The organism is Hydrogenimonas thermophila (genome assembly GCF_900115615.1).
Classification (GTDB): domain Bacteria; phylum Campylobacterota; class Campylobacteria; order Campylobacterales; family Hydrogenimonadaceae; genus Hydrogenimonas; species Hydrogenimonas thermophila.
The window spans coordinates 20,969-38,752 of record NZ_FOXB01000021.1 but is presented as its reverse complement, the minus strand read 5'-3'; the positions used below and the strand labels follow the sequence as shown (position 1 = coordinate 38,752).

The 17,784-nt window shown below is 35.1% G+C and carries 12 protein-coding genes; 5 read left to right on the top strand and 7 right to left on the bottom strand.

What is annotated here, in order from left to right:
- The coding region (locus tag BM227_RS07665; RefSeq protein WP_143089718.1) for a PLP-dependent transferase at positions 1 to 467 on the top strand (467 nt) is incomplete at its 5' end.
- An 88-nt stretch (positions 468 to 555) separates the two neighbouring features.
- Here the strand turns inward: BM227_RS07665 and BM227_RS07660 are convergent.
- From BM227_RS07660 to BM227_RS07630, 7 genes are all read right to left on the bottom strand, one after another.
- Positions 556 to 3,603 carry an efflux RND transporter permease subunit gene (locus BM227_RS07660; RefSeq protein ID WP_092912692.1) on the bottom strand — a complete coding sequence of 1,016 codons (3,048 nt, stop codon included), beginning with the start codon at positions 3,601 to 3,603 and terminating at the stop codon, positions 556 to 558.
- A 10-nt stretch (positions 3,604 to 3,613) separates the two neighbouring features.
- Positions 3,614 to 4,702, bottom strand: a complete 1,089-nt coding sequence (locus BM227_RS07655) for an efflux RND transporter periplasmic adaptor subunit (RefSeq protein ID WP_092912690.1) — start codon at positions 4,700 to 4,702, stop codon at positions 3,614 to 3,616.
- Positions 4,699 to 5,871 (bottom strand): TolC family protein, encoded by a 1,173-nt coding sequence (locus BM227_RS07650; RefSeq protein WP_177202018.1) that lies wholly within the window; start codon positions 5,869 to 5,871, stop codon positions 4,699 to 4,701. The genes BM227_RS07655 and BM227_RS07650 overlap by 4 nt, the downstream gene beginning before the upstream one ends.
- 74 nt (positions 5,872 to 5,945) lie before the next feature.
- Entirely contained in the window at positions 5,946 to 6,251 is a 306-nt protein-coding gene (locus BM227_RS07645; RefSeq protein WP_143089717.1) for a hypothetical protein, read from the bottom strand.
- An 81-nt stretch (positions 6,252 to 6,332) separates the two neighbouring features.
- Entirely contained in the window at positions 6,333 to 7,544 is a 1,212-nt protein-coding gene (gene trpB, locus BM227_RS07640; protein WP_092912684.1) for a tryptophan synthase subunit beta, read from the bottom strand.
- Positions 7,545 to 7,762: 218 nt separating this feature from the next.
- Positions 7,763 to 10,534 carry a translocation/assembly module TamB domain-containing protein gene (locus BM227_RS07635; RefSeq protein ID WP_092912683.1) on the bottom strand — a complete coding sequence of 924 codons (2,772 nt, stop codon included), beginning with the start codon at positions 10,532 to 10,534 and terminating at the stop codon, positions 7,763 to 7,765.
- Positions 10,534 to 12,225, bottom strand: coding sequence for a BamA/TamA family outer membrane protein (locus BM227_RS07630; RefSeq protein ID WP_092912681.1), 1,692 nt, complete (start codon positions 12,223 to 12,225; stop codon positions 10,534 to 10,536). The genes BM227_RS07635 and BM227_RS07630 overlap by 1 nt, the downstream gene beginning before the upstream one ends.
- Before the next feature lie 125 nt (positions 12,226 to 12,350).
- Here BM227_RS07630 and BM227_RS07625 point away from each other — a divergent pair, with 125 nt between their 5' ends.
- The 4 genes from BM227_RS07625 to BM227_RS07610 are packed head-to-tail and all read left to right on the top strand — an operon-like array spanning position 12,351 to position 17,743.
- Positions 12,351 to 13,538 carry an exonuclease SbcCD subunit D C-terminal domain-containing protein gene (locus BM227_RS07625; RefSeq protein WP_092912679.1) on the top strand — a complete coding sequence of 396 codons (1,188 nt, stop codon included), beginning with the start codon at positions 12,351 to 12,353 and terminating at the stop codon, positions 13,536 to 13,538.
- Positions 13,535 to 17,125: an AAA family ATPase gene (locus BM227_RS07620; RefSeq protein WP_092912678.1), complete on the top strand. Its 3,591-nt coding sequence runs from the start codon at positions 13,535 to 13,537 to the stop codon at positions 17,123 to 17,125. The genes BM227_RS07625 and BM227_RS07620 overlap by 4 nt, the downstream gene beginning before the upstream one ends.
- 59 nt (positions 17,126 to 17,184) lie before the next feature.
- Positions 17,185 to 17,421 (top strand): hypothetical protein, encoded by a 237-nt coding sequence (locus BM227_RS07615; protein ID WP_092912676.1) that lies wholly within the window; start codon positions 17,185 to 17,187, stop codon positions 17,419 to 17,421.
- On the top strand, positions 17,411 to 17,743 hold the full coding sequence (locus BM227_RS07610; RefSeq protein ID WP_092912674.1) for a type II toxin-antitoxin system RelE family toxin: 333 nt from the start codon (positions 17,411 to 17,413) through the stop codon (positions 17,741 to 17,743). The genes BM227_RS07615 and BM227_RS07610 overlap by 11 nt, the downstream gene beginning before the upstream one ends.
- Positions 17,744 to 17,784: the final 41 nt, after the last annotated feature.

Below are 17,784 nucleotides of genomic sequence, written 5' to 3'. Positions count from 1 at the left end.
GTGCAGTAGTAGCACCTTTTAATAGCTGGCTCTTTATTCAAGGATTAGAGACATTGCCAATAAGAATGCCAGTTCACTCTAATAGTGCTAAAAAAGTGGCAGAGTTTTTAGAAGAGCATCCAAAAGTACTAAAAGTTAATTACCCAGGTCTTAAGAGTAACTCAAACTATGAGATGGCAATGAAATACTTTAAAGATGGTATGAGCAGCGGTCTGCTTAGCTTTGAAGTTGAAGATTTTGAAACAGCTAAACAGATTGTAGATAAAACTAAAATATTCTCTTTGGTAGTAAATATAGGTGATAGTAAAAGTATTATCACCCATCCAGCAAGCACAACACATCAGCAGTTGAGTGATGAAGAGATGAAAGCTTGCGGTGTTAAACCAGGACTTATACGTCTTAGCATAGGGTTGGAAGATCCTAATGATTTGATTGAAGATTTGAAACTTGCTTTAGAAACGAAATAAAATACTCTATTTAAACCTTTGGCTTTACTGGAGATATTAGACTTGTTACATACCTTCTGTGGCATTAATCTGCCACAGAAAATATTTGTCAAGTTTTTTTATAAAAAAGAAGGTAAAGTGAAGGAAGTACTAACAGTGTTAAGAGTGTAGAGCTTATAATCCCACCTGTAACGACAACTGCTAACGGGTACTGAATTTCACTACCGACTCCTGATGCATAGAGCAGTGGCAAAATGCCAAATAGTGTCGTAAAAGCTGTCATCAAAACAGGTCGAAGACGCAGTAATGTTGCATCTTTAAGAACTGTTTCAAGTTTGACATCTGGAAATTTTTCTCTAAGTTCATCTATGAAACTGACTAGCACAATGCCATTTAGTATAGCAATAGCGAATATTGCAATAAAACCAACAATAGCCGATACACTAAGATACTCACCGCTAATAAGAAGAGCTATAATGCCGCCAATTAGTCCAAGTGGTACACCCATTAGAATAAGAAGAGATTTTTTGAACGAGTTAAAAGCTGTATATAGAAGAAGGATTATAAGACCAATGGTTATAGGAATGATGATCATCAGCTTTTTTGTAGCCTCTTGCATATTTTTAAAATCACCTGCCCAACGGATGTAATACCCTTTAGGAATAGATACAGATTGCTGAATCTTTTTATTTGCCTCTTTGACAAATGAGGCGATATCTCGACCTTCAACATCCATTGAAATAACCATATATCTGCTTAAATCTTCACGCTTGATAAATGACGGACCTTGAACGATGCTTATTTCACACACTTCATTTAATGGCACCATTTTTCCACTTTTACTTCTAATCATTATGGATCTTAATGTTTTGAAATCTTTTTTTGCATCTTCTATTTTTGCAACAATGCCAAAGCGTCTTACACCTTCGATTTTTTCAGTCACAGGCTCTTCTCCTATGCCGTGGCGAATGATGCGCATAACTTCATCTACACCGATTCCATACCTTGATAGTGCCAAAAAGTTTGGTTGAATTGTAATTTGAGCCTGTCCAAGTTGTGTTTCAACTTCAGTACGTTCCAATCCTTCAATGCCTCTTAGAGTTTGTTGAATTTGAGATGCAATAGTCTCTAAAATCTTTTGATTCTCTCCATAAATTTTTACTGCAAGTTCAGCTTTAACCCCTTCAAGTAACTCTTCTATTCGCATTCCTATTGGTTGGGTAGGGATGAATTGTACATAGTTAAAATGCTCTTGGAGTTCGTGTGTCATACGCTTGGCAAGTCTCTTTAGGTTTTTAATGCCTGGTTGAAGAGTAAGCAGAATCTCCATATAGTTTGCCTGTGCTGTTTCACCCTTTTCACTTCGTCCAATCATACTAAGTACACTTTTTACCTCATTTGGGTAGTTTTGAAGTATATATGTTTCAATCTCTTTAGAACTTTGTATGCTTTGGCTCAATGCTGTACCTGGAATTGCAATAACACGGTACATAATCGACTCTTCATTTAGTTCAGGCATAAATTCACGCCCTTGTTGGCTAAGAAGATAGAAAGTTACTCCAAAGAGTATGAAAGCAAATGCAGTTACAGTTTTGGCGTGTTTAAGCGAAAAATTTAGTAGTGGTGTATAGACTTTTTTTATAGCCATTATGAGTGGGCTTACTCTATGCTTTGTAGGTTTTAGCATAAGAAAACTAAGTACCGGAACCAACAGCATTGCAACTGCTAATGAGCCAAGCATTACAAAGACTATGTTAATTGCCATCGGTGCATATAGTTTGCCTGCAAGTCCAGATAGGCTTAGAAGCGGAATAAATACAGCAGCAATGATGAGCAGTGCAAAAACTACCGGTTTAGCTACTTCTGCTGAAGCTTGGGCAATAATCTCTAGTTTATTTGCTTTAGGATTGTCGTGCATAAGCCTAAAGCTATTTTCTACAACAACGATTGTTCCGTCAACAATCATTCCTATGGCTATTGCAAGACCGCTAAGGCTCATTAAATTGGCACTAATACCAAACTGTTTCATTAATAAAAAGGCTATAAGCAGTGATAGTGGAAGAGAGATGATGACAATGAATGCGCTTCGTAACTCAAAAAGAGATAGAAAAAGAACTATTGCTACAAGAATTGTACCACTTAGAAGTGCATTTGTCATAGTAGCAACTGCTTTATTTGTGATTTCGGTACGATCATAGATGGTATGAATCTCCACCCCTTCAGGCAATGCAGCGTTAATTAAAGGAAGTTTTTCCTTGATTCTTTCAACAACTTTAGCAGCATTTGTACCGCTTCGTTGAAGTACCATTCCAAACATTGCCTCTTTACCATCAATTGTTACAGCACCAAATCGTGGAGCTTTTCCAATGCGCACTTCTGCTAAATCTTCAATTGTAACAGCTTTAAGCTCTTTTGTTTTTACTACTGTATTTTTTATATCGTTAATACTCTGGTAAAATCCACTGCCACGAATGAGATACTGCTCTCTATTCATTTCCAAGTACTGCCCGCCGGCACTTTGGTTGGCTCTTTGAAGAGCTTCTATGATTTCATCATATGTTACACCCAGTGCTTGCAACAGTTTAGGGTCAATCACTACTTCATACTGCTTCTCAAATCCGCCCCAGCCAATTACCTCTTCAACACCGTTAACTGCTTTAAGCATCGGTGCTACAACGTACTCTTGCAGTTCTTTAAGCTCCGTAAGGCTTAGTTTAGAGCTATTATCTTTTATCTGATACCAAAAGACCTGTCCAAGACCTGTTGTATTAGGTCCCATAACTGGTTTTCCCCAACCTTTTGGAATATCAACACTGTTTAGACGCTCAGTTACCAGTTGGCGCAGAAGGTAAGTGTCATAATCATCTTCAAAAAAGATTGAGACATAAGAGAGACCAAATATAGAGTTACTCAATATCATTTTAACTCCAGGCAATCCAGCCATTGCCGATTCTATGGGGTAGGTTATTAGTTTTTCAATATCCCCAGCTGAATTTCCCTGGCTTTCAGTATAGATTACAACCTGTTTTGGGGTAATATCTGGAAAAGCATCTACAGGAATTTCACGATATGCCTGATATCCAAAACCTGCAATTGCAACAAACAGGGCAATAACAAGAAATTTGTAGCGAATAAGCCATTTAAAAAATTGTCTCATTTATGCATCCTTAATGACCGTGTCCGCCAATTTCAGACTTTAAAAGCGCTGATTTGACAAAATAGACTCCGTCAGCAACATACTCTTCGCCATCTTTTAACCCTTTTACGGCAACTTTATCTTCAAATCTCTCTATGACATCTACAACACGTATCTCATATGGGATCTCTTCGTGATGATGCTCATCTTTTTCATTATGCTCATCGTGATCTTCCTCTTTTTTTGGAATGAAAACAACCCACTCACCTTTGAACATTGTTAATGCTGAACGCTTTATGGCAACATATTTTTTAAATGGCGGTAGATTTATCTCCATTTGGGCAAAGGCATTTAAAAGAAGCGGTTTGTTACTGCTTTCAATCCAAAAGAGCATTTGCGCTCGTTGTGTCTCTTCATCTATTTTTGGAAGTAGATACATATATCTGCACTTAAAACTTAGATTGCCAATACTTAGTCTGCCTTGAATATCTTTTGGAAGATTCAATGCCTCTTTTACACTGATATAGGCAATGGCATAGTAGCCACTTTTTTGCACTAATGAAACAATTGGTGTTTGAGCATTTAGGTTTGTATGCAGTGGAATTAGCAAACGGCTGACCAATCCATCGGCGTGTGCATAAATGAGTAGAGTATCTGTTGCACCTTTTAAGCTATTTAGGTTTATTCCAAGAGATTTAAGTTGTGAAGCAAGGCTGTTTCTATTTGCTTCAATTGATGCAAGGGCTATTTGTTCTTTGTTTAAGTCTTGCTTTGATGCCAACCCTTTTTCAAACAGTTTTTTTGTTGAAGAGAATCTTTCACGAGCCGCATCTATCTTTTTACCAATTGCTATAAAGTCGGCTGTCATCTTTGAAAGCTCTAATGACTTAATTTTTGCAATAGGAGCACCTTTTTTTACTGTCTCTCCCGGTTTAACGTAATACTCTTCAAGATGACCTCCAAGGCGTGAGACAATTTGCTGTTGTTGATTGGATAGTTGTACTATTTTTGCATTGGTAATTAGCAGTTTTCCAAAGCTTTGCAGTTTTGCTTTTTCAACAACTATCTCTTGGGCTTGTAAATATATGAAGGCTGTTAGTAAAAGAATAAATTGTTTCATTTTAATCTTCCTTTCAGATAATCAATTTCGATATGGTAAAGATTTGTCAAATACTCTGTCTCTAGCAGTTTTCGTTTAGTACCAATTAAACTGCGTTGTGTTTGTATGATGTCTATCAGTGAGCTTTGTGCTGTACGGTAACCCTCTTCAAATAGAGTCAGTAACTCTTGCTCTTTCAAGGCTCTCTTTTTTAGTGCCATATACTCTTTTTTTAGTATTAATAATTGATCTATGAGTGATTTTAGTCTCTTTTGTTGAGAGTTTTTTAATTGCACTTTTTTCAAATATGCTTTCTGTGCTTTGATTTTTGCCAGTTGATACTCTTCTCTGTTTTGATTAAAAAGTGGCAAGTCAATTCCGGCTCCAAAAGTTACGATTGATTGGTCTATATCATCTTCATATGTAGTAAATAGTCTGTAAGTTTTTAGTTTTCTATTTTGCATCTTAGCTTCAGCTTCATACTGCTTTTGCACTGCTTCAAGAGCATCTAGTTCGGCATTTTGTAGATTTACGTCGTTAATAGTTACATAGTTGACTGGGTAAATAAAATTAGCATCAAGTGGAATACTTTTCTTTACTCCTGTAATGCTCATTAAGTCATAGTATCGTGCATCTATCTCTCTTTCAATTTCAAACAGTTTTGTTTCTGCAGATACTCGTTGTAATGATGCTTGCATTAACTTGGTACGGCTTATAGCACCATTTTCAAAACGTGTTTTTGCAATAGACTCTAACCTTTTATAAAGTGCGATCTCCTCTTTTAAAAGAGCTTTTGTATGAACTGCTTTTACATACTCTGTAAAATAGCGACGAAGCTCTACAAGAAATTTTGCACGGTTTTTTTCGTAACCTTTTTTGGCCAACAAATTAAGAGTATTGGCATACTCTTTTAGGCTTTTTTCATATCCAAAAGTTCTGATTGGTTGTGAAATTGCAGATTTGAAGCCATTGTCATTTTTGCTATTGTCACTGCTAAAATTGTTTATTTCCCATTCAAAAGAGGGGTTGTCGTAACGTAATGCAATACGCTCTTTAAGTTTAGAAGTACTCTTTTCAAGTCTATATACTTTCATTAATGGAGCATTTTGAATAACACTTTTTTCAAACTCCATATAACTTGCAGCAAAGCTTGAAATAGTGCATAAAAATATTGTCATTAAATATTTCATTGCCATCCTTTTTATGTAGAGTTCTCCTTATGAATGGAGATATTTAACACTGTTTTTAGGGTTTAAATAAAGAGTTAAACTATAGGAGGACGGTAAGATGGTTCAAGAAATGGGGGAATATACTCTTTTTGATAGTAGTCTATTATTACACTGTATGAAAACTTAGGAATAATTACTATCGGTGTTGTAGCAATAGCATTGAGATGAAATATATAGTGTGCATCACATAAGTCACCGCAATCACTTCCTTGGTCTATTTCCATAATATATTCTTGCAGTGTTTGATGATCGCATCTATCAATTAATGAAATAACAGCAGCGTGTGTGATGTTTAAAAAAAGCGACATTAACAGTAACGTTTGAATCGCCTTTTTAAACACACGCTCTCCTTCTTTTATAAGTCAGTTTATTCTAATGAGTGATTATAACAAGTTTATTATATAAGATTATTTAGCAAACTATTATGGCTTCCACTCTCTAACGCCAAAAGTATCTACAACATAATCTATATCTTTATCTCCGCGACCTGAAAGATTTACCAAAATAGAGTCATATGGTACCTCTTTTGCCAGTTTTAAGGCGTATGCAATTGCATGAGAACTCTCTAATGCTGGAATGATCCCCTCATATTGGCTTATTGCATAGAAAGCATCTACTGTCTCTTCATCTGTAGCACCTTTTACATGAACTCTGCCAATATCGTGAAGGTGTGCATGTTCTGGTCCAACGCTAGGGTAATCAAGACCGCTTGCAATGGAGTGTACAGGAGCAGGTTCACCATCTTCTGTTTGTAGCAGAATAGATTTAAAACCGTGAATAACTCCCTCTTTTCCGTACTCAAGAGTTGCAGCGTGATCACCAAGATTTGTACTTTTACCTAATGGTTCTACTGCATATAGCTCAACTGGATCATCTATGAAACCGCTAAATATTCCCATAGCATTACTGCCTCCGCCAACACAAGCAACTACATGATCAGGCAGATCGCCCGTAATCTCAAGAAACTGCTCTCGTGCCTCTATACCAACAATACTCTGAAAATCACGTACCATTAAAGGAAATGGGTGAGGACCAACAACTGAACCAATGGCATACATAGCTCTATCTAACTGTCCAAGATATGATTCAAATGCTGAATCGACAGCCTCTTTTAATGTTTTTAGTCCATGAGTTGCAGGTACAACCTTTGCTCCTAAAATTTTCATTCTAACAACATTTGGATGCTCTTTTTTTATATCAACTTCACCCATATGAATTTCGCATTCAAGACCAAAATATGCACATGCGGTAGCCAATGCAACACCATGCTGACCTGCACCTGTTTCAGCTATGAGTTTTGTTTTACCCATACTTTTTGCCAATAATGCTTCTGCCATGCAGTGGTTTAATTTATGAGCACCGGTGTGGTTTAAATCTTCACGTTTAAAGTATATTTGAGCGCCACCAACTGCATCACTAAGCCGTTTTGCATGATAAACCGGAGTAGGGCGACCTTGGTAATATTTTCTAATTCGACGCAATTCAGATATAAACTCTTCAGACTTTCTAAGCTTCATATAAGCTTCTGTTATCCTCTCAAACTCTTCTTCAAGTTGAGGAGGTATAAAAGCACCACCATACTTACCAAAGTAACCTTTTTCATCTGGTTGAGATTTCAGATACTGGTGTTTCATAATGTTTCTCCTAAAAAATTTCTCTTATAAATTATATAATTTGTCAGTTTAATGAGTGGTTAACGGCTAAAAGGCTTTGGTAGGGAATTGATTTAAACTCATTTAGCTTAGATGAAAAAATAATTGATACAAAATTTCTAACACTTCCGTCTTTGGTCTTACTGGATTGGTGCATTAATTAACCATACTTATTAGTAAAAATTATTTCTGTTGAATATTTACCTCTCTTTCACATAAAGCACATTAATTCCTTGTCCGGTATCTCTGACATCTACATCTATGCGTATACTTTTTGTAGCTTTGTATTGGATTATGAAGCTTGAGATGGTGTCGTTTCTGTAGATAATGCGTAACCGTTTGTTGATGTCTTTGCCAACCTCTATGCCAAATCCACCTTCTGGTCTGTTGATGATGTTTAGTGTATCAAATCGTATGCCTGTAGCTGATCCAATGGCATTTTTTAGACCTGTTCCTAAAAGCATTGTACCAATGGTACTTTCAGTACCGCCATTTTGTTTAAAAGCTTCTCCTGCTGGTTCACCAAATAGTATATAGCTCATAATATCGTTTTGGCTCATTGGTGGTTCTGATGAGAAGAGAAACACAGGGTTTGAGAGTGTATGGCTTACATAAATATGGAATTTGTTAAAGTTGAGTTCATAAAGTATATGCAGATCTAAGTAAGGATTAATAGGGTGACTTCCGTAAAAGTAAATTTCTGAAGGCTCTATGTTAAAATGTTTTTCTGTAACATTGATTGATCCATCTGTTACTTTTACCATTCCTAAAAGTTCTGTTGATTTTTTACTCTCTTTCCATATAGTGATATCTGGAATAAAATATGCCTTTACCATTGGGATTTTGTAAAGAAGAGGTTTTTTAGAATATATGTGTATATTTATGCTCTTTTTTGTTTTGCTTGGCTCTTTGATATCTTGAATTATGATGATATCTTCATCATTTACTGTGTACTCTTTAATTGGTTTGAAAGTGATAGTTGCATCTACAACCTCAACATCTCCTTCAATGTTAACTTCTTTTTTAGATATGGAGGCATTTACATTTATATTTGTGGTTATATTTCCTTCAGGACCATTGTAGTGTACTTGAACACCTTTTATTGACAGCTTTGCTCTGCTTTGCTTAATGTTGAAGTACCCTTTTAAATCCGCTTTATCTAAAATAGCTAGATTGTCGATAAATAGCGACAAGTTTTCATCAAAATGAAAAGTTGAGCTTCGTTTTTGAATAAATTTACGCTCATTGAAGCCTACAGTGTAGTTGTCTATGCTTATTATGTTTCCATCTATTTTTCCTTGGAGTTTAGATTCTAGTCCATAGTAGATGGTTTGTGAATCTGGTTGGACTATATACCAAGGAACTTTTATTTGGTATGTAAGCTGCATATGATCTGTCAGTACTAAGTTGAATTTGCTGTTTACTTCTGCATCTATTGTCAGGTTTGATTTTACGTTAAAATCTTCCATCAATTTTTGTATAGATTCTATGTGGGTTATAAAGTCTAAATCTGTAGTTCCATCCTTTTTAAGCTTGCCTTTTGCACTAAGTGAGAGATTGCCAATATTAGCCCATCCACTTATGTTTCCTCTCTCTTCAAAAAGAGTCAAAAAGTTTTTTAAAGTTGAAACATTTAAAATTCTCTTCTCTTTTGTTAGGTAAAGAAAGCTTTTTATCTCTCCTATCATCGATTTTGGAATATTTTTCCAAACTCCCTCATTGCCAACTTTTGGATTTATTGTTGATTTAACCAACACCATATCTGGATCAATTTCAAAAAAGCTTTTTGTCTTTGAGTAGTTGCCATCTAGTGTAACGATGCCTTTTAACAGAGGTTTTGGTTTTAATGTTGCCGTTGCATTTGCTTCGAGTGTAATAGTTTGATTTAGAAAAACAGCTGGCATATTTTTTATATATTTTGGTATATGCGGTTTTGATGAGGCTTGAAGAGCAAATTGTTTATAGTCAGTGCTGAATATGCTTAATCTATATGGTCCCATATATAGTTCTGATGTAATTGTGTTTAAATCTCCTGCCAAATCTATTTGAAAATCTTTAGATGGAAGAGGGTGTAGAGATTTGGTTATTTTTCCTTCTGTCTTTATGGAGTAGGCTAATGATGGAGTAAAGAGAATGTTTTGATCTAAGTTTGCCGTAATTATTGGGTGTTTTAGAGTGTAGCTTGACTTTGCAGTGAAGTAGTTTTCTTTAAAAAGGTAGTTAAAATCTAAGGTTAGATTTTGAATAGATAGATTTGCATCTTTTAAGAATATGGTTTTATCTATCTTTGTAGAGGCTTTTAGGTGATGCATATCTACTTTAAGCTTGAGTGGGAGTTTTTCAGGAAGATTTTTTACAGTTGATTTGGCCAAACTTTTATATTTTTCAGAAATAGTCCCATATCCATTTGCCGTTATTGTCTGCTTATTAAGCTTACCTTTGAATGATCCTGATGCATATGCTGTCTTTATATCTGTTTTAAAACTCTTTATCTCAAAATCTCTGTTTTTAAACAGAAGTTTTTTTATATATAAATTGAATGCTACTTTCTCATTTTTAGGAAGGTTAATAGTGCAGTTTTTAATATTTAGCTTTTTTACCAATATAGGCGGCAGCAATATATCACTCTTATTTTGCTCTTTAGACTTTTGTTTCTTTAGATGCATAGGGTAGATGTTTGGTTCAACAATGTTAATCTCTTTAATTGTTGGATTTGCAGAAATTAGTGAAAAGATAGAGTATTTTATATCAATCTTTTTGGCATTAAATATTTTTTGATAAGAGGCATCATAAAGAGTAAATCCGCAAAAGAGGCATCCTTCTATACGGCTAAAAAGAACACCATTATCTTTAAGAGCCTTTTGGGCAATAAGTTTTGTTGTTTCAGGGTGAAGAGTTATGTAAAAAAATAGCCCAAAAAATATAATGATTGCTTGTAAAAATAGGGCTATTTTTGCATAAAGCCTGCCCATTAAAATAGTTCTCCTATATGAAAGTGGATAGCAAATCGGCTAAAGTCATTAAAATCAAATCCAACATCCAGTGCAATAGGTCCTATTGGTGTTTTGTAGCGTATGCCAGGACCAATGGAAATGTATGGCTTTTGATAGTCAGGTAGTGTTGTATCTCCAAGGTATGTAATATCTGTAAAAAGAACAGCTTTAAAACTTTCACTCAATGGAAAGCGAAGCTCGACACTTCCTTCTGTAATGCTAAAAGCTCCTATAGGATCACCGTTACTGTTTTGAGGGCCTAATTGTCTAAAGTTATAAGCACGGTTTGAGTTCATTCCTCCGGCGTAAAATCTGTAAGATGGAGGTATTCGGCCTTGAAGCAGTTTTATTGCTCCATATTTTAGACGAAATGAGGTTACTCCAAAAGATACAGGCAGATGGTAAGAGCCTGATAAAAAGAGTTTATAGTAGGTAGCATCTGAAAGTTGTGATTTGATTGAACCCATCACTCTTGCATTTAGTCTGTACCCTTTTGATGGTTCGATGATAGAGTCACGTCTATCTACTTCCCAGCTTCCTTCAGGTGAGAAAATTTGCAGTTTTCCATTTGGAAAATTTATTGGGTCATTGCTGTCTGTTGTAGCAATATCTTCATAAAAGATGCTTCCTCTAAACCTATGTGGAAATATAGATCGTTTCAAATCTACTCTTGTAATCAAAGACTCTTCATTGTAACCGTCATATATCTCTCTTTTTATAGCAATATTTCCACCAAGTCGATAGTGATTTACCAACGGAACATCAGTAAATATTTGAATATATGACTTAATCTGCGAGTATCGTGCCTCAATGCCTACTGTTTTTAAGTCTCCTAAAATATTTCGGTGTTTTATTCCCATCAGCAGGTTTATTCCCTCATCACTGCTAAAACCTGCACCTGCTTTGATGTGTATCGGTTTTGGATAGGCTGATACTTTTACATCTACCGGTACACTCTTTCCATTGTGTCTGCTGTCATCTATGATAACTCTATCTATTCCTTCATTGGCATAAATCTCTTTGTAACTTCGTTTAATAAGTTCAGTTGAGTATGGATCTCCTTGTTTGAAGTATAGGAGAGATTTGATAATTTCAGGACTGATATTCTCTTTTGTCTCTATGCTGATTTTTCCAAAAAAACATTTCTCATTCGGTTTTACATCATAGACGATGTATGCTAAGTTTTTTTCTATATCAACATAAGCTTTTGCATTTAGTTCTACATTACAGTATTGGTGATTGGCGTAAAATTTTCTAATCTCTTTTTTGCTTTTTACAAAAGCTTCTGGATCAAATCTATCTTGATTATGAAAAGGAATAATAGGTTTGATATCTAGTGCTGAGATGGCAGATATTTTGGCAACTTTGATAGGTTCATTCTCTTTAATTAAGAAAACTATTGTGTTATCTTTAATATCGCTTTTAGCTTTTGCATTATAAAAGCCGTGTGATTTGTAAAAGTTTTCAATCAATGGAGTAAGTGCTTTAACTTTGTTAGGATCGAGTTTTTGCTCACTCTTCCAAAACTCAAAAAAGAGTGGAGGTTTAAGCCCTATTACTTCATATAAAGTACGGTCGCTAAAAGTTTTATTACCAGAAAATTTGACAGGCAATGCAGCAGCATATAGAGTATGAGTTAATATAATAAATGCTGTTATAAACCGAATCACTGATGATGCCCTGTTTTTGGTACTATTATATCAAAATAGATTATTAAACTTTTTTTGAAAACTGATAAATAGACTGATAAATTTAGTGTAAAATAAAACAAACGCTTGGGTGACAGGAGAATATTTTGAAAATTTTGCATACATCTGACTGGCATTTGGGACAAAACTTTATGGGAAAGAGCAGAGAAGAGGAGCATAGAGCCTTTTTTCAATGGCTTATAGAGTTGATTAATAATAAGAAGATTGATCTTTTAATTGTTTCAGGAGATATTTTTGATACAGGTACACCTCCAAATTATGCACTTGAACTCTACTATAACTTTTTAAAAAGTCTTAATCAATCATATTGTAAAAATGTTGTAATCGTTAGAGGAAATCACGATTCTGTAGCTACATTGAAAGCACCACGTGAACTTCTGAAAATTTTAGATATCAATGTCATAGCAAGCGGCGAAGAGGATGAAGAGAGTATCATTAATATCTATAAAGATAAAAGATTGCAGGGTGTTGTTTGTGCTGTTCCTTTTCTTAGAGACAGTGTTGTAAGAAGAAGCTTTGGAGGGCTGACTTCTGAGCAGAAAGAGAGAGCTCTAAATGATGGGATAAAAGATTACTATGAAAATATCTATAAAAGAGCTTTAGAGGTAGTAGGTGGGAAGGATGTTCCTATTATAGCTACAGGTCATCTTACAACTGTTGGAAGCAAATCGAGTGAGTCTGAACGTGAGATATACATTGGAAATGTTCTAAATATCTCTAGTGACTTTTTAACCAAAATGTTTGATTATGTTGCTTTGGGGCATTTGCATCTAAACCAAAAGGTTGGAGAAGGTCAAGTCTGGTACAGCGGTTCGCCAATACCGCTTAGTTTCAGTGAGGCTGATTCAAAGAAGATGGTAAATATTGTCACATTTGAGGGTAAAAAAGCGGCTGTTGAAAGGGTTGAGATTCCCTCATTTAGAGAGTTGTTGGTTTTAAAGGGTGATAAAAAATCTATTAAAAAAGATTTGGAGCAAATAAACGATAAAAGTGTCTGGATAGAAATATATTTGAAAGATGATAATCCACACGCTACTACGCAAGAGCTTTTTGAGTATGCAAATGGATTGGGGCTTTCTGTTTTGGCGATAAAGGTAGATAGAAAAGAGAATCCATTTTTTGCTAATGATATGAGAGTCGATACGCTTGATGAGCTTAAACCTATAGATGTCTTTATGAAGCGATTAGAGATGGATGAGATAGCAGATGATGAACTTAAAGAGAGACTTGTTTCGCATTTTAAAGTGGTTTTGAGTGAGGTGGAAGAGCAATGAAAATTTTACGACTTAGAGCTTTGAATATTAACTCGCTAAAGGGTGAGACAGATATTGATTTTGTAGAGTTTTTAAAAGGAAATGCGCTCTTTGCCATAACAGGAGAGACAGGCTCCGGAAAAACTACACTGCTTGACATCATCTCTTGTGCTTTATATGGGCGTACGGCAAGACTCTTAAATCCAAGAGAGCTTATGTCCCGCGGTACTGGTGAAGCGATGTGTGAAGTAGAGTTTGAAATAGATAAAAAGGTTTATCGAAGCTCTTGGAGTCTTAGAAGGGCAAGAAAAAGAGCTGATGGAAAGTTTCAAACTCCTAAGATGGAGCTTGCCCTTGTAGATACAGGTAAAGTGATTGTTTCTGGAACTAAAGAGGTTCCAAAAGAAATTGAGAGAATAACCGGGCTTGACTTTGGACGTTTCACGCAGTCGATGATGCTGGCGCAGGGGAGTTTTGATGCCTTTTTAAAAGCAAAGGAGAAAGATAGATCTGCATTGTTAGAGAAGATTACCGGTACAAAGATATATAGTGAGATTTCTAAACTTACATATAGCAAATATTCTCAATTCAAACAGGATGTTGAGAAAGAGAAGAGTGCTTTAGAAGGAATAGAGGTTTTAGAGCCAGAAGTTCGTAAAGAGCTTGAAGAGTTACTACAAAAGAATCAAGATGAGAAAGTTAAGATAGAAAAAGAGTTGACACTTGCAGAGAGTGTGCTTAAATGGAAAAAAGATTTAGTAAAGCTTGCTGAAGAGTATGAGCAAAATAGTAAAAAGTTCAATGAAGCTACCTTACAAAAAGAGCAAAATAGTGAGAAGTTTGATAGGTTAAAGTTGGCTTTAAAAGCGTTGGAGCTTGATGCTTTATATACTAAAAAGATAGATGCAAAGACAAGTCTATTAAAGAGAGAAAGAGAGATAAAAGAGCTTTCAGAAGAGATTGCAGTTTTACTAAAGCGTGTTAATGAGCTTGAGCGTGAGTGTAAGCAGGCTGAAGATGCGTATGAGAAAGAGTCTCAAAGGCATAAAATCGAGAGTCAAAAGGTACAGAAGGCAAGGGAGATTAAAGTAGAGACTAGCAATAAAGTAAAAGAGATTACTGCTTTAAAAAATGAGATGGAAAGAAAAGATGGTATAAAACGAGAGTTGGAGAAAGAGCTTGATAAGTTAAAGATTGAAGAGGAGAAGCTCTTAGAAGAGATTGAAAATTGTAAAAGCTACCTATCTGAACACGCTTTAGATGAGAATCTTGGTAAAAGATTGAGTCTAATTGAGCAGTTGTTAAAAAGATTGCAGAGTAGTCAGGAAGATTTGAATAGTGTTTTAGAGCAGAAGAAGAGATGTGTTAATGAGATTAATGAAAAAGATGAGAAGATAAATCGTCTTAGGTTGGAGATAGAACCGATTGAGAAGAGTTTGAGTGAAGTTAATGAAAGATATAAGAAGATTGAAGATGAAGTAGAACTGCTTGATCGAAAAGAACCTGAACTTAGAGATAAAGAGATAGAGTATTTAGAGATAAAACGGTACTTAAGCGAGTATAGGGAGTTAACAAAACTTTTAAAAGATGAGCTTGAAGAAAAAGTTCGGATTGAAGAGAAGATAGCATCAAGCAAAAGCTTGGCAGAGCAGATGGAGCAGAAGATTACTGCTCTTAAAGATCACGTCGCTACTCTTAAAGAGAAGAGAGAACAAGAGATTTTGATCAAAAAGTATGAAGAGGATCGGAAGAGATTGGTTAAGGGTAAGCCCTGCTTTTTATGCGGTTCAACGGAACACCCTTATGTTGAAGAGTATATGAAACTCTCTTTGGATGAGACAGAAAAAGAGTTAAAAGAGAAAGAGAAGTCATTGCAAGAGAGTGAAGAGAGTCTCTCAAGAGTTACGGCAGATATGGCAGCACTAAAAGCACAGCTTGAGAGCTCTCTTTTAGAGATAGAGAAGATTGGAGCAAAAGTTGAAGAGATAGAAGGGTACTTTAAAAGAGAGAACTTTAGTGTTAGTGATGAGAGTGAAAAGGAGTTAGAAGAGACACTGCAGAGTGTTGAGGTAGAGTTGTCAACAATCTCTTCAAAGAGGGATGAAAAGAGAGAGTTGCTTAAAAGAAGAGATAAGCTTACAGATGATTTTCAAAAGAAACAGAATCTTTTAAGAGATATAGAAGAGAGTTGTAGGGTATCTAAAAATGAGTTGGAGCATATAAATCAAAAAGAGTCAGAGCTTCAAAAAGATTGTAAGGAAATTGAGGCTGAACTTAGTAAAGAGTGGGAGAGTTTTGGACTTACTTTTGATGCAAAGAGAGCTGATGCAGAGTTTAAAGAGCTTACAAAAAGAGGAGATAGGTTTGAGCAGATAAAAAGTAGGCTTGGTAAGATAGAGCAGACTTATCAGCAACAGGCTATTGCAAAAAAAGAGAAAGAGACAAAAATCGCTTCATTGATTCAAGAGATTGACGGGTTTAAAAATAGAGTTTTAGAGATAAAAAATGAGGTTAAAACGCTTCAAGAGAAGCAGACATCGACTCTTAACGTTATTGATATTGATAAATATGAAGAAGAGATAAATAGATCTCTTGAGAGTAAAAGATTGTTAATGACAAATAGAAGAGAAGAGTTTTCTACTCTAACAGCTACACTACAAGAGAAGCAGAGATCACATAAAAGTATGGAGAGTGAGCTAAAAACTCTTGAAGAGACTTTAAAGAGTAGCGAGCAAACTTTTGAGCATAAGTTAAAAGAAAGTGGGTTTGAGTCAGAAAAAGCTTATCGTGAAGTTAGTTTACCTGCTGATGAAAGAGAGGTATTGGAAGAGATTTGCAAGAGGTTAGAGCAAAACTTTAATGAAACAAAAGCACTTCTGCAAGATTCAAAAAAGAGACTTGAAGAGCATAAAGCAAAAGCTGTGACAGATAGAGAGATTGAAGAGTTGGAGAGTAAGCTTAAAGAGATTAAAGAGAGTTTAGAAACTGTGCAAAGAGAGATTGGAAAGATTACACAAGAGCTTGATACAGATAAAAAGAGCCGTTTAAGATTAGAAGAGAGACTTGTCAAAATTCAGCAGATGCAAAGAGAGTTGGATGAGTGGACAAAACTAAATGAACTCATCGGCTCTGCTGATGGAGCAAAATTTTCAAAGTTTGCTCAAGGCATTACGCTTGATCAGCTTATCTATTTGGCAAATCACCATCTGAAAATATTGACAGACCGTTACTACATTATTCGTCGAAAAGTGGAAAATCACCTATTAGAGCTTGATATAGTCGATAAGTACCAAGGAGATGAGATACGTCCGGCAGAAACACTTTCAGGAGGAGAGAGTTTTTTGGTAAGTTTATCTCTTGCTCTTGGACTCTCTGAATTAGCAAGTCAAAGAATCTCCATCGATTCACTCTTCCTTGATGAGGGGTTTGGAACACTTGATAAAAACAGCCTTGAAACTGCTCTTGAAGCATTGAATCTGTTGGAGAGTAAGGGGAAAATGGTAGGGGTAATCTCTCATGTTGAGGCATTAAAAGAGCATATACCTTTGCAAATTAGAGTCAAAAAGATGGGCGGTGGAGTTAGTGCTATTGAGATGGTTGGCTTGTAAATTTGTAATTGTTTGATATAATAATTATAGAATTTTAATACCATATGGAGATTAATTTTATGGAGATCATAATAGATAAAAAAACAGAAGATACTTTAATAAACTTGGCTAAAAATCTAAATTTAAATCCACAAACATTAGTAAAAAATGCAATAAATGAGTATATTGAAAATCATAAAAATAAGAAAATAGAAGAGATTTCTTCGCATATAGCAAATGCATATAATGAGATGATTGAGGCTAAAAGAAGCAATAAAGAGTTACCAGATGCTTGGAAATTATTGAATGAATTATAAGATAAACTATGTACCTTCATTTGGGAAAGACTTAAAAAAGTTGTCAAGAAAGTATAGAAGTATTAAAAAAGATTATGAAAATTTATTGAAAATTTTATCTATCAATGAACCACATCAAATAGGTACTCCAATTGGAAAAAACTGCTATAAATTAAGACTTAAAAATAGTGATAATCAAAAAGGTAAAAGTGGAGGTTATAGAGTTATATACTTTTATATAGAAAATGATGATGTAACCCTACTTGCGATCTATTCTAAATCAGAAATTGAAAATATTGATGAAAATGAGATTGAAAAAAGATTATTAGAAAAACTTAGTTAATTGTATGTTTTTTAGATACAATTAAGAGAACTAAATAGAAG

Coding starts and splice junctions, on each gene's coding strand:
- BM227_RS07660 (WP_092912692.1), bottom strand. CDS start 3,603: ATGAGACAATTTTTTAAATGGCTTATTCGCTACAAATTTCTTGTTATT.
- BM227_RS07650 (WP_177202018.1), bottom strand. CDS start 5,871: ATGAAATATTTAATGACAATATTTTTATGCACTATTTCAAGCTTTGCT.
- BM227_RS07655 (WP_092912690.1), bottom strand. CDS start 4,702: ATGAAACAATTTATTCTTTTACTAACAGCCTTCATATATTTACAAGCC.
- BM227_RS07635 (WP_092912683.1), bottom strand. CDS start 10,534: ATGGGCAGGCTTTATGCAAAAATAGCCCTATTTTTACAAGCAATCATT.
- BM227_RS07620 (WP_092912678.1), top strand. CDS start 13,535: ATGAAAATTTTACGACTTAGAGCTTTGAATATTAACTCGCTAAAGGGT.
- BM227_RS07615 (WP_092912676.1), top strand. CDS start 17,185: ATGGAGATCATAATAGATAAAAAAACAGAAGATACTTTAATAAACTTG.
- BM227_RS07610 (WP_092912674.1), top strand. CDS start 17,411: ATGAATTATAAGATAAACTATGTACCTTCATTTGGGAAAGACTTAAAA.
- trpB (WP_092912684.1), bottom strand. CDS start 7,544: ATGAAACACCAGTATCTGAAATCTCAACCAGATGAAAAAGGTTACTTT.